The 16,053-nt window shown below is 73.3% G+C and carries 13 protein-coding genes; all 13 read left to right on the forward strand.

Annotated elements, in window-relative coordinates:
• The first annotated feature begins 98 nt into the window (after positions 1 to 98).
• The 13 genes from LQ326_RS39370 (at position 99) to LQ326_RS39435 (ending at position 15,880) form a co-directional block, all read left to right on the forward strand.
• The gene (locus tag LQ326_RS39370; RefSeq protein ID WP_234543883.1) at positions 99 to 1,814 is read left to right on the forward strand and encodes an eCIS core domain-containing protein; all 1,716 of its coding nucleotides are present in this window, start codon (positions 99 to 101) and stop codon (positions 1,812 to 1,814) included.
• Between the two features lie 150 nt (positions 1,815 to 1,964).
• Positions 1,965 to 3,548: a phage tail sheath family protein gene (locus LQ326_RS39375; RefSeq protein ID WP_234543884.1), complete on the forward strand. Its 1,584-nt coding sequence runs from the start codon at positions 1,965 to 1,967 to the stop codon at positions 3,546 to 3,548.
• 63 nt (positions 3,549 to 3,611) lie between these two features.
• The gene (locus tag LQ326_RS39380; RefSeq protein ID WP_234543885.1) at positions 3,612 to 4,055 is read left to right on the forward strand and encodes a phage tail protein; all 444 of its coding nucleotides are present in this window, start codon (positions 3,612 to 3,614) and stop codon (positions 4,053 to 4,055) included.
• Positions 4,055 to 4,525, forward strand: coding sequence for a hypothetical protein (locus LQ326_RS39385; RefSeq protein WP_234543886.1), 471 nt, complete (start codon positions 4,055 to 4,057; stop codon positions 4,523 to 4,525). The genes LQ326_RS39380 and LQ326_RS39385 overlap by 1 nt, the downstream gene beginning before the upstream one ends.
• The gene (locus tag LQ326_RS39390) at positions 4,522 to 4,692 is read left to right on the forward strand and encodes a DUF6760 family protein (RefSeq protein ID WP_181808453.1); all 171 of its coding nucleotides are present in this window, start codon (positions 4,522 to 4,524) and stop codon (positions 4,690 to 4,692) included. Before LQ326_RS39385 ends, LQ326_RS39390 begins: the two co-directional genes overlap by 4 nt.
• A 2,856-nt stretch (positions 4,693 to 7,548) precedes the next feature.
• On the forward strand, positions 7,549 to 8,154 hold the full coding sequence (locus LQ326_RS39400; RefSeq protein ID WP_234543887.1) for a hypothetical protein: 606 nt from the start codon (positions 7,549 to 7,551) through the stop codon (positions 8,152 to 8,154).
• 39 nt (positions 8,155 to 8,193) lie between these two features.
• Positions 8,194 to 8,616 carry a phage tail protein gene (locus tag LQ326_RS39405; RefSeq protein WP_234543888.1) on the forward strand — a complete coding sequence of 141 codons (423 nt, stop codon included), beginning with the start codon at positions 8,194 to 8,196 and terminating at the stop codon, positions 8,614 to 8,616.
• 77 nt (positions 8,617 to 8,693) lie between these two features.
• Positions 8,694 to 9,416 carry a CIS tube protein gene (locus tag LQ326_RS39410; protein ID WP_234543889.1) on the forward strand — a complete coding sequence of 241 codons (723 nt, stop codon included), beginning with the start codon at positions 8,694 to 8,696 and terminating at the stop codon, positions 9,414 to 9,416.
• Complete coding sequence (locus tag LQ326_RS39415; RefSeq protein WP_234543890.1) at positions 9,416 to 11,326, forward strand: VgrG-related protein; 1,911 nt, start codon at positions 9,416 to 9,418, stop codon at positions 11,324 to 11,326. Before LQ326_RS39410 ends, LQ326_RS39415 begins: the two co-directional genes overlap by 1 nt.
• A gap of 40 nt (positions 11,327 to 11,366) precedes the next feature.
• On the forward strand, positions 11,367 to 11,810 hold the full coding sequence (locus LQ326_RS39420) for a GPW/gp25 family protein (RefSeq protein WP_181806072.1): 444 nt from the start codon (positions 11,367 to 11,369) through the stop codon (positions 11,808 to 11,810).
• 5 nt (positions 11,811 to 11,815) lie between these two features.
• Positions 11,816 to 13,777 (forward strand): putative baseplate assembly protein, encoded by a 1,962-nt coding sequence (locus LQ326_RS39425; protein WP_234543891.1) that lies wholly within the window; start codon positions 11,816 to 11,818, stop codon positions 13,775 to 13,777.
• Positions 13,778 to 13,805: 28 nt separating this feature from the next.
• Positions 13,806 to 14,375 carry a phage tail protein gene (locus LQ326_RS39430; protein WP_234543892.1) on the forward strand — a complete coding sequence of 190 codons (570 nt, stop codon included), beginning with the start codon at positions 13,806 to 13,808 and terminating at the stop codon, positions 14,373 to 14,375.
• A gap of 401 nt (positions 14,376 to 14,776) precedes the next feature.
• Positions 14,777 to 15,880, forward strand: a complete 1,104-nt coding sequence (locus tag LQ326_RS39435; RefSeq protein ID WP_372497070.1) for an NADase-type glycan-binding domain-containing protein — start codon at positions 14,777 to 14,779, stop codon at positions 15,878 to 15,880.
• Positions 15,881 to 16,053 lie beyond the last annotated feature (173 nt).

The following is a 16,053-nucleotide window of genomic DNA, read 5'->3' on the forward strand; positions in this document are numbered from 1 at the left end:
GGCCGTGAGGCCGGCAGGCCGGGCGCCAGGAGTGCCCCTGCGGCTCTTCAGTCCCGCCGACCAGCCGGGTAGAACGGCGAGAGGCGAGAGGACGGTACATGCAGGCATACGCACGCTCGAGCACGGGTTCCGCCCCGGACCGCGACGCGGGCCGGGCGCCCCGCCCGGCCGCGCCTCGGTCGGCCACGGCGGCCCGGCTGGCGCATCTCCAGGCGACGGCGGGCAACGCGGCGGTCGTCCACGCCGTCCAGCGCGACCGGCACCAGCACACCGCGGGCTGCGGACACGTCGACGAGGAGACGGCGGCCCCACTGGATTCGGCCGTCCAGCGGGAGGCGGCCGTCCAGCGGGAGGCGGTTGTCCAGCGGGACTCGGTCGCCGACGCGGTGCGCTCGCCCTGGAGCCCGCTTGAGTCGCGTATCAAGAAGCGAGCCGAAGCCGGCCTCGGCATCGACCTGAGTGGGGTGCGCGTGCACACCGGGGACGTCGCCCAGCGCTCGGCGCAGCGGTACGGCGCCCGCGCCTACACCAGCGGCCTGGACATCGTCGTGGGTCCCCAGGGTGTGGACGACGAGACGATGTACCACGAAGTCACCCATGTCTGGCAGCAGGCCGGCGGGCCGGTGGCCGGCACTGACACCGGGGACGGGACGAAGGTCTCCTCCCCGGGCGACCCCTTCGAGCGGCACGCGACCGACAGCGGCCGCAAACTCGCCCAGGGCATCGCCCCGGACACCACGCGGCCGGCGACGGGCGGCGGCGGGGCGGGTACCGCCCCGGTGCAGCGGTACCAGGTGATCGAGCCGGGCCAGGAGGGCTATCCCACCAAGCATCCGGACGCTGACGACGAGCAGTTCTTCGTCGGCCAGGACATGAACGAGGCCGGCAGCTGGTACGACCAGGACAGCCCGCCCATGCCCCACCTCGTCTACGAGGGCGCCGTCCGGCTCGCGGTCTCCGACGACTTCTCGTTGGCCGTGCAGCACGCCGCCGGCGGCAAGGAACCGAAGACCTTCTTCGCCACCAACAAGCGGATCAGCTCCTCCAACGAGCGGCTGCCCGACCTCACCCGGGGCAGGGGCGTCAGGCTGGAGAAGACCGGCCGGTACCTGACCTTCGAGGGGATGGGCCGCAAGGAGGTGCTGTACGAGGTCCAGCCGAAGGGCCGGCCCTCACGGCGGGACAACACCGTCCAGCACGGCCTCGACGTGCGGGTGCCGCAACGCTGCAACGCGATGGCGGAGTTCGTGACCGGCCAGAAGTCCGTGGACCTGAGCGGCGGCGACGCCTACTGGGAGACCCTGGGCAAGGCGCTCGACCGGCTCACCTCCGGCAACAAGTACGAGAAGCGCATCAAGAAGGCCTTCAAGGATGGCGACCACGAGGTCGCTGGACCGCTGATGCTGGAGATGAGCGGACTGTTCCAGCAACTCGTCGCGGCGCAGCCGGAGGAGGTGGAGAGGGTGCTGCAGCGGCTGGAGATCAACGAGCACGCCAAGATGCCGAAGGTGGGGGACGCGATGATGGTGAAGGCCGAGGCCGACGCGGCCCAGCTCGAGGACATGCAGGCGACCGGCAACCGCCCCACGCCGTTCCACTTCGGCGGTGTGGTGGCGAAGGCCGGCGACGACTACGTCACCATGGAGAACTACGCCCGCGAGCAACCCAGCCGCTCCACCCTCGACGGCGGCGACCCGCTCTGGTACTTCCGCATGTACGGCAGGCAGGCCGGGCGTACCTGGCACGAGTGCTGGACCAGTCCCGAGAGCGCCAGCTTCGTCGGCGCGATGCTGACCATCACGCTGCGCGGCTGAGCACCCGGCGGCGCGGCTCGCCGGTCCGCATGTCCTGCCCTTCCGGGCACGCGGACTGCCCCCGGGCAGGCACCTCGGGCCGTTTCGACGGGCGGCTCTCGCGAGTGAGGCTGAGGACGTTCCTGTCTCGTACCCCGAGGAGAGCAGAGCATGCCGTCCTACCTGTCACCCGGCGTCTACGTCGAGGAGGTGGCCAGCGGCTCGCGCCCCATCGAGGGGGTGGGCACGTCGGTGGCGGCCTTCGTTGGCCTGGCCCCGACCGGTCCGCTGAACGAACCGACGCTGGTGACCAACTGGACGCAGTACGTTGCGTCCTTCGGTGAGTTCACCGACGGGTACTACCTCGCGCACTCCGTCTACGGCTTCTTCAACAACGGCGGCACGGCGGCGTACGTCGTCCGTGTCGGCGGATCCCACGATGGTGCCGAGGGTGCCGGTAACTCGCCCGCCGCGGTGCGGGGTTCGGCCGCCCCGGCCGCGCTGCCGCCCGGCGAGGCCAAGCAGCTCGGCACCTTCTCCGTCAGCGCCATCGCCTCCGGCGACCTGAGCGTCGAGGTCGCCGACCCCGAGGGCGAGGGCCCCGCCGAACGCTTCAGGCTGGTCGTCAAGGACGGCGGCAAGCCCGTCGAGACCTTCGACGTGACCGCGAAGAAGAGCGGCCGCAACTACGTGGTCACCCAGGTCAAGGAGCGCTCCAAGCTCATCACCGTGACCGAGGCCGCGCCCGCCGCGCAGCTGGTCCGTCCGGACAACCAGACGGTGGCCCTCGCGGCCCCCGCCCCGGCCCCGGCGTCCGCGTCCCCCGTCGCGGACGCCGGCTCCCACCCCGGCCCCGCCGAGTACCTCGGCGACTCGGCCGACCGGACCGGCTTCGGCGGCCTGGAGGCCGTCGACGAGGTGTCCATGGTGGCCGTGCCCGACCTGATGGCCGCCTACCAGCGCGGCGCGATCGACCTGGAGCAGGTCAAGGCCGTCCAGCTCGGCCTGATCGCGCACTGCGAGCTGATGGGCGACCGGGTCGCGGTCATCGACCCGCCGCCCGGCCTCAACGCCCGCCAGATCCGGGTCTGGCGCCAGGAGACGGCCGGCTACGACTCCAAGTACGCGGCCCTCTACTACCCCTGGATCAAGACCTTCGACCCGTCCTCCGGCCAGTCCCGGCTGATCCCGCCGTCCGGTCACGTGGCCGGCGTCTGGGCCCGCAACGACGCCGAGCGCGGCGTCCACAAGGCTCCGGCGAACGAGGTGATCCGGGGCGCGGTGGACCTGGAACTCCAGATCACCCGGGGTGAGCAGGACCTGCTGAACCCGATCGGTGTCAACTGCATCCGGGCGTTCCCGGGCCGCGGCATCCGCATCTGGGGCGCCCGCACGCTGTCCTCCGACCCGGCCTGGCGCTACCTCAACATCCGCCGGTACTTCAACTACCTGGAGGAGTCGATCCTGATCGGCACCCAGTGGGTGGTCTTCGAGCCCAACGACCACAACCTCTGGGCCCGCATCCGGCGCAACATCTCCGCGTTCCTGGTCAACGAGTGGCGCAGCGGCGCGCTGTTCGGGCAGCGGCCCGAGGAGGCGTACTACGTCAAGTGCGACGAGGAGACCAACCCGCCGGAGTCGGTGGACGTCGGCCGGGTGATCTGCGAGATCGGCATCGCCCCGGTCAAGCCCGCCGAGTTCGTGATCTTCCGGCTGGCCCAGTTCAGCAGCGGCAGCGGCGAGTTGCAGGAGTAGCGGGGCCCTCGGTCCCCGACCCCCTTGATGTCAAGGCACCTTGAGAAGAACGGGCAGTAACACATGAGTCTCCAGCCGGGTGACGCCCTCACATCGCACAATTTCGGCCTGCAGATCGACGGCGTGATGGTCGAGTACCTCGCCGAGGTCAGCGGCATGACGATGGAACAGGACGTCATCACCTACCAGCAGAACACGCCGGACGGGAAGAACCACGTCCGCAACCTGCCGGGCGTCAAGAAGAACGGCACCTGCACGGTCGTACGCGGTATGACCCAGTCCTCGTCCTTCACCCAGTGGATCAACGAGTCGATCAACGGCCAGATGACCACCGCCCGCAAGAACGCCTCCATCATCATGATGGACTTCGAGAACAACCCGGTGAAGCGCTACAACCTGCGCAACGCCTGGTGCAGCAAGATCGACACCAGCACGGTGAAGGCGGGCGAGGCGGCCGCGCTGACCGAGACGGTGACCATCACGTTCGAAGAACTGGTCATCGAGTAATGAGGCGTTCGGCCGTCAGGGCCCAGGGCGTGGGGGCGCCGCTCGCACCGGAGGCGGCGGCGCCCCAGGCTCCTCAGCAACCGGAGGCGCCCGTCGAGGTGCTGCGCACGGAGTTCCCGTTCCAGCTCCCGCGCGGGTACGTCGACGAGCAGGGCACCGTCCACCGGGACGGCGTGATGCGCCTGTCGACGGCGCGGGACGAGCTGATCCCGCTGCGGGACGTCCGCGTCCAGGAGAACCCCGCGTTCCTGTCGGTGGTGCTGCTGGGCCGGGTCATCACCCGCCTCGGCACGCTCCCGCTCGTGCACGACGGGATCGTGGAGAACATGTTCGCCTCCGACCTGGCGTTCCTGCAGGACTTCTACCGCCAGATCAACGCCGAGGGACACACCCGGGCCGCGGTCAACTGCCCGCACTGCTCCGAGCCCTTCGAAGTGGAACTCGGCGGGAGCCGCCTGGGGGAATCGTGACGTACGCGACCGACCGGCTGCACGAGGAGATCGCGTACGTCGCCTACCACTTCCACTGGAACCTGGAGGACATCCTGGACCTGGAGCACGCCGACCGACGCCGCTACACGGCGGAGATCGCGTCTCTGGTGACCCGGGCGACGGCCTCCGCAGGGGCGGAGGGCTGACGGGTGGGGCTGTGGGATCGGATGCGCGGGCGCGGACGGGGGCCCGGGGCCGACGCGTCCGCGAACGGACCTGAGGTTCCCGCGGAGGTGTCACGCCCCGCGGAGGTGCCGCGTCCCGTGGTGGCGGCGGCCTGGTCCGGGCTGCCGCCGATCCAGCGTGCGCTGGGGGCGGGCGGCCCGGTCGCGGACGCCGGGTTCGGCGGCCGGTTGCCGACCTGGCAGAACCCGTCGTTCATGGGCACGCGCTCGCACGCGGTCCTGGACGGCGCGTCGAGCGCGGGTCTCGCCGGGGGCGCCCGCGCGGGCACCACGGGTGCGGGGGCCGTGTCCGGCCTGGAACGTCCGGTGCAGACACTGCCGTTGGCGGGGCCGACGGGAGCGGCGGGACCGGTGGGCCCGGCGGCCGGCCGGGGGACGTCGGTTCCGGTGGTGCCGCTGAGGGCGGTCGGGGGCGGTCCGGCCGGCTCTGGTGTGCCTGTCGGCTCCATGGGGTCCGCGGGGTCTGCGGGACGGGCCGGACCGGCTGGTCCGGCGGCGCGGGCGGTGCAGCGTGTGCCTTCGGCGGGAGGGCGCGGTGGCGGTGCGGCCGCCCAGCCGCCGGGGGCGACGGCAGGAACGGCACGGAACGGGAGGAGCGCACCGAGCCCGGCTCTCCCGTCGGCTCCGTCGACAGTCTCGGCGGCCTCGGCCGATGCCCCGGCGCCCTCCGCGGCGGGGGCGGGGCGGCGGGCGATGCCTGCTGTCCAGCGGTCGGTCACGCCGACGACCGCCGCCCCGGCTGCCGCGTCTCCCGCCGCTTCGACGGCGGTGCCGGTGGCGTGGGCGCCGCAGCCCCTCCCGGTCGGGCCGGCTCCGGCCACCGGTCCACGTGTCGCGCCCGCACCTCCCGTCCCGCCACGCCGCGGCGCGCTGACGCAGGCGCCGGCGAGCACGTCGGTGACGGCTGTGCAGCGGCGTACGCTGCCGGCGGCGCCGAGGACGACGGCCGCCGAGAGCCCGGTGCCGGCGTCGGGTGAGGGCGACCGAGCCGGTGGCGGGACGGCGGCCGGGAGCGACGGCGGTGATCCGGTGCGGGTGACCGGAGGCTGGTCGCGCCCGCGAGGTGACGGCGGCCCCTCCTCCGGCAGCGCCCCGCGGGCTTCGCGGAGCGCTGCCCCCGGACGCGGGCCGGCGCCCGCCGTCGTACAGCGGTCCGTGTCCGGTGGCGGACCGGCGACAGCCCGGCCGGGCACGACAGGTCCCGGTCCGGCCAAGACGTCCTCGGGCGCTGGCGGTGGCGGTGGCGGTGGCGGTGGTGCAGCCTCGGCAGCCGTGTCGCCCGGGGCCACGGCTCGTACGGTCCCCGCGTCGCCTGCGACGACAGCTCCTCCTGTCCCTTCCCCGGCTCCCGTGCCACGCGCGGTGTCCGCGACGCCCACGTCGGCTGCCGCTTCCGGGACGGCCACGCCGTCCGGCGCGTCCCCGGGCGGCGGCGGGCCTGGCGCCGGGGCACGGACCCCTGTGCAGCGGCAGGCGGTGAGCGGCGGCCGCACCCCGGTCTCTCCGGTCACGCCCGGCAGTCCGGCGGCGGCCCCGCGGCAGCCGTCCGGCAGCCTCGGGGCCGACCCCGTACAGCGCCTTGCCGCCACGGACCCGGCCGCCCGGCACACGCCGCCGGCGCCGGAAAGCGGCCGTACGGAGGCGAGTTCGGCCCCGGCGGCCAACACCGGCACGGCGGCCACCGGCGCCACCGGCATCGAGGCCGCCCCGGCTGCTTCGCCCACCACGCGAGCCACGCCCCCTGTCGCACGCGCCTCGGCCGACCCGCGGAGCGCGCGCCCGTCGGTGTCCCCGGCCGCGAGCGGTGGCCGTGAGGTGTCCGTGCAGCGAAGGGCGACGGAGAGGCCGAGCGCCGCTGACGCGGTACCGGAAGCGCCCCGTCCGGCAGGGCGGGGGGCCGTACCGGCTGCCGTGCCGGTGCCACCGGGCGAGTCCGGCCAGGGCGCGTCGGCCGGCGCCCCGACGACGGCGGCCGCGTCGGCTCCCGCGCCGGCTTCCGTCCAGCGTGCCGCGACGACCCCGGACGCCCCTCGCCCCGGCCTCGGCGCTCCGCTTTCGCGTGCGGCCGGGAACGGTGGCCGTGAGGTGTCCGTACAGCGTCGGATCTCCGAGGGGAGGACGGAGAGACCGCGAACCCCCGCCGCCGCCGTGCCGACAGCCGCCGCGCCGGAAGCACAGACCCCGCCGGGTCCGCGCGACCGGGGCCCCGCCTCGTCGGCTTCCGGTCCGTCGGTCTCCGGTCCGTCGGTCTCCGGTTCGTCGGCTTCCGCCTCTTCGGCTTCCGCCTCGCAGGTCTCCGGTCCGTCGGCTGCCGCCCCCGCCGCGGTGGCCCAGTCCGTTCCGGTGCCGGCCTCCGCCTCCGTGCAGCGTGCCGGTGCGGCCACCACCCCCGGCGCTCCCCGCCTCGGCCTCGGCGCCCCGCTGACGGGCCCGGCCGCCGCGAGGCCCGCCGGCCGTCAGGCGGCCGTGCCGCCCGTACAGCGGCGGCGGGCGTCGAGTGGTTCGTCCGGTGGTTCCTCTGGTGGTCCGGCGGGGAATTCTTCGGGTGACCGGTCGGCCGCCTCTTCCCGGCCGGTGCCCGAAGCGCCCCGGCCGGTGCAGCGGGTTTCAGCACCGGACCTGCCGAGGACCACCGCCGAGCGCGCCCAGCCCGCACCCGCCCACCCCGTGCCGACGGCGCCACCAGCCGGTCCCGCCGCCGCCACGGCGGGACCCTCGGCGACGGCCGCAGCGCCTTCCCCGGATCCCCTCTTCGTTCAGCGCACCGCCGCCTTCGCTCCGCCCGCCACTCCGGGGCCCGGAAGCCGCCAGGCAGCCGTGCAGCGCCAGGCAGCCGTGCAGCGCCAGGCGCAGTCGCCCCTGCCCGCGACCACCCCGCCCCCCACCGGACCGGCGGCACCCCTGCCCCTCTTCGTGCAGCGAGCCACGACCGCGGCTGCGCCGGCCGCCCTCCCGGTCAGGCCGGCCGCCACCGACTCCGGGCCCGCTCGCCCCGTCCCCCTGCGCCCGACCGCCCCGATCTCCGCCACCACCGCGCTCCCCGTGGCCCCCCTCGGCCGTCTCACCGTCCAGCGGGACGCGCTCACCACCGCGCTCCCCGTCGGCCACCCCACGACCCCCCTGAAAAAAGAGCCGGTCACCCACACCGCCCGCGCCGAGGCCCCCCGCACCCAGACGTCCCGGCAGCCACCGCCCCCCGACGACCCGCCGCCACCGGGGTACTCCGCCGCCGCCTCGTCCGCCGACGGTCCGCCGCCCGGCTACACCGCGGTCGCGGACGGCGGTTTCGACCCCCGCGCCCTCACCGAGTTCCAGGTGGACGCCCTCGTCCACCGGATCATCGACCGGATCACCCGCCACGTCCGCACCGAACTCCGCCGCGACCGCGAACGCGTGGGCAGACTCCGCGACTCCCGCCCCTGATCACGACGTCCGCGCACCACCCCACAGAAAGGCCTCCCGATGGATCGCCAGGACCCGGGAACCACAGTCTGGTTCAGCCTCTCCATCGACGGCGAGGACCTCGGTTACTTCAACGGGTGCGAGGGACTGTCGTCGCAGGTGGAGATCGAGCAGCGGCAGGAGGGCGGTAACAACGGGTTCGTGTGGCAGCTGCCGACCCGGGTCACCTTCTCCCACATCCGGCTGACCCGCCCGCTCACCCCGGACACCGCCAAGGTCGCGAAGTGGATCTCGTCCGTGCAGACGGGCATCGAGCGGCCCACCGGACAGATCACGGCGCTGCGCGCGGACGGCTCGGAGGTGGCCCGGTGGGGGCTGCTCGACGTACTGCCGGTGAGCTGGCAGGGACCCTCCCTGGACGCGGGCAGCCCGTCCGTCGCCACGGAGGTCCTGGAGATCGCCCACCACGGCTTCACCGACTGACGGCCGGAGCGGACAGCACGGCCGGAGCGGACAGCGCGGCCGGAGCGAGCAGAGCGGACTGAGAGGCAGACCAGATCATGGCCAGGAGCAGCCGGGGCGCCGGCAAGAGCCTCGTACGGGCCACCCTCGCGATTCACGAACCGCCCGTGGGCACCAGCACCAGCCCGGGCGGCATCATCAAGACGTTCGGCTTCGAGTTCAACCCGGCGCAGCTGTCGATCGCCCGCCGGGCGGACTGGAAGTCGTCGGCGGCGCCGATCGAACGGGACGGCGCGTTGCCGGAGTTCCTCGGCACCCATCCGCGTGAGATGAGCGTCGAGATCTTCCTGGACAGGTCCGACGACCCGGACAGCAACGACGTGATGAAGAAGGTGGAGTCGCTGCTGGCCTGCTGCGAGGTCACCAGCAAGAGCATCGCCGCCAAGCAGCCGTCCCCGCCCTGGGTGGTCTTCCAGTGGGGGTCGTTCTCGACGGCCAACTTCACGGCGTACGTCGCCTCCGCGGACGTCTCCTACTCGCTCTTCGGGACGAGCGGGATGCCGATCCGGGCCAGCTGCCGGCTCCAGCTGCACGAGATCCCGAGCAAGACCGCGGGACAGAACCCGACGTCCGGCGCGCTCACCGCGCAGCGCGTGCACCGGGTCGTCGCCGGGGACTCGCTGCAGTCGCTGGCCTGGCGGGAGTACGGCGACGCGGCCGCCTGGCGGGCGATCGCGGCCGCCAACGACATCGACGACCCGGGGTGGCTGCCCGCGGGGACCGAACTGGTGCTGCCGGCCGCCGAGGAGGTGCGGTCCTGATGGTGAAGCCTGCTTTCTCGAACGTCATCAAGGTCGTCATCGGCGGCAAGGAGCTGACCCCCACCTCGGAGTACGGGCGGTATCTCGTCGACGCCCATGTGGACCAGGGTGTCGGGGTGCCCGCCGCCTTCCAGCTGACCTTCCGCGACCCGTCCCGCAAACTGCTCGGCAAGCTCAAAGTCCAGTTCGGCACCCCGGTGGTGATCACGCCGGTCTCCGACGGCCAGGGCACCGGCGACCCGCTGTTCACCGGTGAGGTCACGGGGATGGAGGCCGAGTACGACGGCACCGGCAGCTACGCGGTGGTCCGGGGCTACGACTACGGGTTCCGGCTGATGCGGCAGCGCCGCGTCGTCGCGTACCGCAACCAGACCGCCTCCGACATCGCCCGCAAGCTGGCCGCGCAGGACGGCGTGCCGATCGGGCGGATCCAGGCCACCAAGACCGTCTACGAGTTCATCAGCCAGTCGAACGTCACCGACTGGGACTTCCTGGCCCGGCTCGCCGACGAGAACGAGATGGTCATGTCGGTGGACGCGGACGGCAAGTTCCAGTTCGTGAAGCGGAAGAGCGCCTCCGGGGCGCCCTCGCCGCAGACCGACGGCGACAAGAGTCCGTTCGTTCTGGAGGCCGGGCACGACATCCTGCGGCTGCGTACCGCGGTCACCGCGTCCGACCAGGTGAACAAGGTCGAGTCGCGCGGCTGGGACGTACGCACGAAGAAGACGCTCACGGCGACGGTGACACCCGCGAGCAACACCGGCTACAGCATCGGCACCACCCCGGGCGACGCGGCCGGCGAGTTCAAGACGTCGAAGCTGGTCGAGACGCGCACGCCGTACGACAAGCAGACCGAGGTGAAGTACGCGGCCGACGCCCTCTCCGACGACGTCACGTCGACGTTCGCCGAGGTGGAGGTGGTGGTGCGGGGCAATCCCAAACTGCGGCCCGGGGTTCCGGTGGCGCTCGCGGACGTCGGGGACCCCTTCGAGGGGAAGTACACGGTCACCTCGGTACGGCATGTCTTCGGCGACGCCAAGCACTACGAGACCTGGGTGACCGTCAGCGGCCGTCAGTGGCGCTCGCTCTACGGCGTCGCCTCGGGCGGTGCCGGGGACGCCGGCGGCGACCGGCAGCCCAGCGTGGCGCAGGCCCTCGTCACCGACGTGCAGGACCCGCTCCAGCAGGGCCGCGTGAAGATCAAGTTCCCGTGGCTGGACGACACCTACGTCAGCGACTGGACCCGGACCGTGCAGTGGGGCGGGGTGCGCGGCGGCGGGGTCTTCCCGATGGACGTCGGGGACGAGGTGCTCGTGGCCTTCGACCGGGGCGCCCTCGACCACGCGTACGTCATCGGCGGCCTCTACAACGGCAAGGACAAGCCGACCAGGGTCCAGGACGTTCCGCTGCACGACGGCATGCGCGGCCGGGCCACCCGGCACACCGTCTCCGACCGGGTCGGCAACCGCATGGACCTGCTGGATCAGCGGGGCCGCAAACAGGGCGTCCGGCTGGCCAGCGGGGACGGCAAACTGACCGTCTTCCTCGACCGGCAGAAGACCGAGATCACCGTGGACAGCAAGGGCAGCGTCGCCATCAAGGGCAGCAGGTCGGTGTCGGTCGAGGCAGGCGCCAACCTGTCCCTGAAGGCGGGGGGCGCGCTCAGCCTCAGGAGCGGGGGGCCGCTGTCCCTGCAGAGCGGGGAACTCGTCGACATCAAGGCGCCCTCGGGCGCGGTCTCCGTGAACGCCGCCGCCGTGAACCTGATGGCGAACGCCGCCCTGTCGCTGCGCGGCAACGCCGCCGTCGCGATCAGCTCCCTCGCCACGGTGGGGATCCAGGCCCCCGAGGTGCCGGTCCTGGGCAACCTGATGATGGGCGGCCTGACGGTGATGGTGATCCCGGCATGAGCGGGCGCGAGGTCTTCCGGGAGAGGCGGGTGCGGGGCTGATGGCAGAGCAGTTCGTCGGCTCCGGCTGGTCGTTCCCGCTGCGGATCGGCCCCACCGGCGGCATCGCCCTCGTCAGCGGCGAGAAGGAAGTGGAAGAGGCCATCCGCCTCATCCTCTCCACGGCCCCCGGGGAACGCCCGATGCGGCCGGAGTTCGGCTGCGCCATCCACGACCTCGTCTTCGCCCCCGTCAACGAGCAGACGGCCGGCCGTATCCAGCACGAGGTGCACGCCAGCCTCGACCGCTGGGAGCCCCGGATCGAGGTCGAGGACGTCGAGGTCACCACCGGCGCCGACCCGAGCGTGCTGATGATCGACGTCCGCTACTCGATCCGCGGCACCAACAACCCGCGCAGCCTGGTCTTCCCCTTCTACGTCATCCCCTCCCACGACGAGCCGGACCTGCCCCCCGCCTCCCCGGACTCCTCCGAAAGCGACCGCTGATCCCGATGGCCCTGCCCTCCCCGAACCTCGACGACCGGCGCTTCCAGCAGTTCGTCGACGACGCCAAGCGTTACATCCAGCAGCGCGCCCCGGAGTGGACCGACCACAACGTCTCCGACCCCGGCATCACGCTGGTGGAGACGGTCGCGCACATGGCCGACCAGATCGTGTACCGCCTCAACCGGGTCCCGGAGAAGAACCACCTCGCCTTCCTGGACCTGGTCGGGATCACGCTGTTCCCGCCGTCGGCGGCCCGTACGGACGTGACGTTCTGGCTGTCGGCGGCCCAGGAGGAACCGGTTCCGGTGCCGGTCGGCACCGAGGTGGCGACCCGCCGTACCGAGACACAGGAGGCGGTGGTCTTCGCGACCGAGCGCGAACTGACCATCGTGCCGAGCGAGTTGCGGCACCTGCTGCGGCAGCAGCAGGGCTCGGCCGTCGTCGACCTCACCCACGACCTCGCCGAGGGCAAGGACCTGCTCTGCTTCACCGAGTCCCCGAACCCCGGTGACTGCATGCTGCTCGGCCTCTCCGCCGCCGTCCCGCACTGCGCGGTCGCCCTGGACCTGGACAGCCGGGTCGACGGCGTCGGCGTGGACCCGCGGCAGCCCCCGCTGGTGTGGGAGGCGTGGACGGAGGACGGCTGGCGGGAGTGCGAGGTCGACCGGGACGGCACCGGCGGCCTGAACCGCCCCGGCGAGGTCGTGCTGCACGTCCCCGGCGGTCACGTGCTGTCCCGCAACGGCGGCCTGGAGGCCAGCTGGCTGCGGTGCCGGGTCACCGAACCGCACGCCGACCAGCCCTTCTACACCACCTCCCCGACGGTCCGGTTCGTGGAGGCCTGCACGGTCGGCGGCACGACCGCGGCCGTCCACGCGGAGACCGTCGAGGACGAGGCGCTCGGCGAGTCCACCGGCCTGCCCGGCCAGCGTCTGCGGCTCGCGCACGCCCCCGTCGTCGGGGACAGCCCGCCGCTCCTGCTGCAGACCGCCGAGCACGACGGCGAGGGCGGCTGGGCGGACTGGCAGGTCGTCCCGCACTTCGCGGCCTCCGGACCGGACGACCGGCACATCACCCTCGACGCGACGACCGGCGAGATCGCCTTCGGCCCCGCGGTCCGCGAACCGGACGGCTCGCTGCGCCAGTACGGCGCCGTGGCCCCGAAGGGCGCGGTCATCCGGGCCCGCCGCTACCGCACCGGCGGGGGCCGGGCCGGCAACGTGGCCCGGGGAGCCGTACAGATCCTGCGCTCCTCCATCCCGTACGTGGCGGAGGTCGTCAACCGGGAGGCCGCACGCGGCGGCGTGGACGGCGAGACGGTCGCCGAGGCGAAGGTGCGCGCCCCGATCACGCTGCGCGCCCAGGAGCGGGCGGTGACCCTGCGTGACTACGAGGAGCTGGCCCGCCGCGCCGCGCCCGAGACGGCCCGGATCACCTGCCTGGAGGGCGAGGAGGGCGAGCACGGGGCGTACGCGGTACGGGTGCTGGTGGTGCCGCAGGCCGTGTCCGACCCGGGCGGCCGGCTCCGTTTCGAGCAACTCGTGCCCGGCGACGCCCTGCTGGACCGCATCACCCGCTATCTGGACGAACGCCGGCTGATCGGCACCCGGCTGGCGGTCGGCCCGCCCTTCTACCAGGGCGTTACGGTCGTCGCCACCGTGCACGCCTTCCGCGGCGTGGACGTCGACCGGGTCCGCCGTCAGGCCCACGACGCCCTCTACCGCCACCTCGATCCGCTGACCGGCGGCGCGGACGGCAAGGGCTGGCCGTTCGGGCGCCCGGTGCAGGCCGGTGAGGTCTTCGCGGTGCTGCAGCGGGTTCCCGGCATCGAACTCGTCGACGAGGTGGTCCTGCACCCCGCCGACCCGCTCACCGGCAAACGCGGCGACCCGACCGACCGTATCGACCTGGACGCCCCGTCCCTGGTCTTCTCCTACGACCACCGGGTCCGGGTGATCGGCGAATGACCGTCAACGACCGCACTGGAGGCGTCCGTTGAGAGGTTCCATCGACGGCCTCGGCTCCTCCGTCCCGATCGGCCCGATGCTGCCCGCGGTCTTCGCCGACGACGACCTCGCGCTGCGCTTCGTCGCCGGCCTGGACGACGTGATCGCGCCGATCCCGAACGTCCTCGACTGCCTGCCCAGCTACTTCGACCCGGCCCTGGCCCCGCTGGACTTCGCGGAGTGGCTCGGCACCTGGGTCGGTGCCGAGACCGACGGCACCGAAGCGGAGCCCCTGCTGCGGGCGGCCGTGGCCGCGGCCGCCTACCTGCACCGCTTCCGGGGCACCCGCTGGGGCCTTTCCGAGGCGGTCCGCCTGGCCTTCGGCGTGACACCGGAGATCACGGAGAGCGGCGGCACCGACTGGAGCGCCCGCCCGCTGGGCCCCTTTCCCGGCGAGCCCCGCCCCCGTCTGCACGTCCACCTCACGCTTCCCTCCCCCACCCCGGCCGACGAGGTCCGCCTGGAACACCTCGTGGCCGCCGCCCGCCCCGCTCACATGCCTTACACGGTCCGGGTGACCGCTTCTTCTTCGTCCGCCGAAAGGACCCCGCAGCGATGACGACCAACCGGAACTGCACGGAGTGCGGCACGGCCGCGGAACCGGGCCGGTCATTCTGCGACGCGTGCGGCGCGGTCCTGAGCTGGGCGGTCGACAACGAGGACCCCCCACAGCAGCCGTCCGCCACCGCCCCGACCTCCGGCGCCGGCCCCGCCTGGGACGCCTTCACCCGCAGAGACGGCGCCACCGGCCTGCCCCAACGAGACCCCCGCGCAACGACAACAACAGCCCCGGCCGCCCCCCACGGGGACCTGCCAGAGGCGGCGACGGCAGCGCCTTTCCAGGGCCGTGGGGACTTGCCAGAGGCGGCGACGGCAGCGCGCCGTCAGGGGCGCGGGGACGTGTCGGATCCGGCGACGGCGGCGCCTTTTCAGGGGCATGGGGACCTGTCGGATACGGCCATGGCGGCCCCTTTCCAGGGCCGCGGGGACCTGTCGGAGGCGGCCACGGCCGCGTCCCGTCAGGGCCACGGGGACTTCTCAGAGGCGGCCACGGCAGCGCCCCGTCAGGGGCGCGGGGAACTGCGCGACCAGCCCCCACCCACCGTCACCTCACCCACCGCCGAAACCACCCCCATCCCCGCCCCAAACCCCGCAGCAGACGAAGACCACGACCGAGCCCGCCGCCTCCTCATCCCCGTAGGCGACCCGGAACCGGCCCCCGCACCCCCCACCGTCGCCCCCGTCCTCCCCGGCCGCCCCACCCCCCAACGCCCCGCCTCCGTCCGCGCCCCCGGCGAAGACCTCGGCGCCCACGGCGGCACCCCCTGCCCCTGGTGCGCCACCCCCAACCGCCCCGACCGCCACTTCTGCACCCGCTGCGCCATGCCCATGGCCGGCCACCCCGGCGCCGCCGCCTCGGCCCCCCGCCCCTGGTGGCGCCGTATCTTCGACTTCCGCAACAGAGAGACCCCCTGGGCAGGCGACCGCCCCCGCCTCCGCCGCACCTTCGACCGCGTGGTCACCTGGATCGTCGCCGCCGTCGTCCTCACCGGCGTCACGCTCCTGGTGGTCAACACGCCGAAGGCGATCAGCGCCACCCGTGACCACTTCGCCAAGCGCGCCCCGGTCTCCCCGGACACCTACCGCGCCTCCCGCTCGTACGCCGGCCACAAGCCGGACCTGCTCTTCGACAAGCTGAACAACACGTGGTGGGGTCCGGGCGTGACCCGGTCCGGCGAGGGCGAGTGGGTCGAGGCGCACTTCGAAGAGCCGACCCGTCTCCTGAACGTCGTCATCACGTCCGGCGAGTCGACCCACAGCGACCAGCTGCGGAAGTCCGCTCTGCCGCACCGCATGACGGTGACCATCAAGACCGCCGACGGCAAGACCGAGACCCGCGAGCTGACCCTCGACCAGACGACCGGCGGCCAGACCCGCGACCTCCGCGCGGCGGACGTCGTCTCCGTCCGCTTCACGATCGAGTCGTCGTACCAGGCGTCGGCCGGCACCCAGGTGGCCATCGCCGAGATCGAGTTCTTCGGTCCGTCGAGCGCGAACTCCTAGCGACGGCGGCGGCCGGCGGCCGGCTGCCTCGGATCCGGCGCTGCCGGCTCCCGGGTTCCGCCACCGGCCGCCGGACAGGCAGGTGCAGGCGTGCGGGGCGGGGGAAGCGCTCCGGCCGCTCGGCGCGCAGGGCCACGCCAGGTGGTCACACCGTGGCCCTGCGCGCTGCCGTC

Source organism: Streptomyces shenzhenensis, from assembly GCF_021462265.1.
GTDB lineage: Bacteria > Actinomycetota > Actinomycetes > Streptomycetales > Streptomycetaceae > Streptomyces > Streptomyces shenzhenensis.

Coding starts and splice junctions, on each gene's coding strand:
- LQ326_RS39370 (WP_234543883.1), top strand. CDS start 99: ATGCAGGCATACGCACGCTCGAGCACGGGTTCCGCCCCGGACCGCGAC.
- LQ326_RS39375 (WP_234543884.1), top strand. CDS start 1,965: ATGCCGTCCTACCTGTCACCCGGCGTCTACGTCGAGGAGGTGGCCAGC.
- LQ326_RS39380 (WP_234543885.1), top strand. CDS start 3,612: ATGAGTCTCCAGCCGGGTGACGCCCTCACATCGCACAATTTCGGCCTG.
- LQ326_RS39385 (WP_234543886.1), top strand. CDS start 4,055: ATGAGGCGTTCGGCCGTCAGGGCCCAGGGCGTGGGGGCGCCGCTCGCA.
- LQ326_RS39405 (WP_234543888.1), top strand. CDS start 8,194: ATGGATCGCCAGGACCCGGGAACCACAGTCTGGTTCAGCCTCTCCATC.
- LQ326_RS39410 (WP_234543889.1), top strand. CDS start 8,694: ATGGCCAGGAGCAGCCGGGGCGCCGGCAAGAGCCTCGTACGGGCCACC.
- LQ326_RS39415 (WP_234543890.1), top strand. CDS start 9,416: ATGGTGAAGCCTGCTTTCTCGAACGTCATCAAGGTCGTCATCGGCGGC.
- LQ326_RS39420 (WP_181806072.1), top strand. CDS start 11,367: ATGGCAGAGCAGTTCGTCGGCTCCGGCTGGTCGTTCCCGCTGCGGATC.
- LQ326_RS39425 (WP_234543891.1), top strand. CDS start 11,816: ATGGCCCTGCCCTCCCCGAACCTCGACGACCGGCGCTTCCAGCAGTTC.
- LQ326_RS39435 (WP_372497070.1), top strand. CDS start 14,777: ATGGCGGCCCCTTTCCAGGGCCGCGGGGACCTGTCGGAGGCGGCCACG.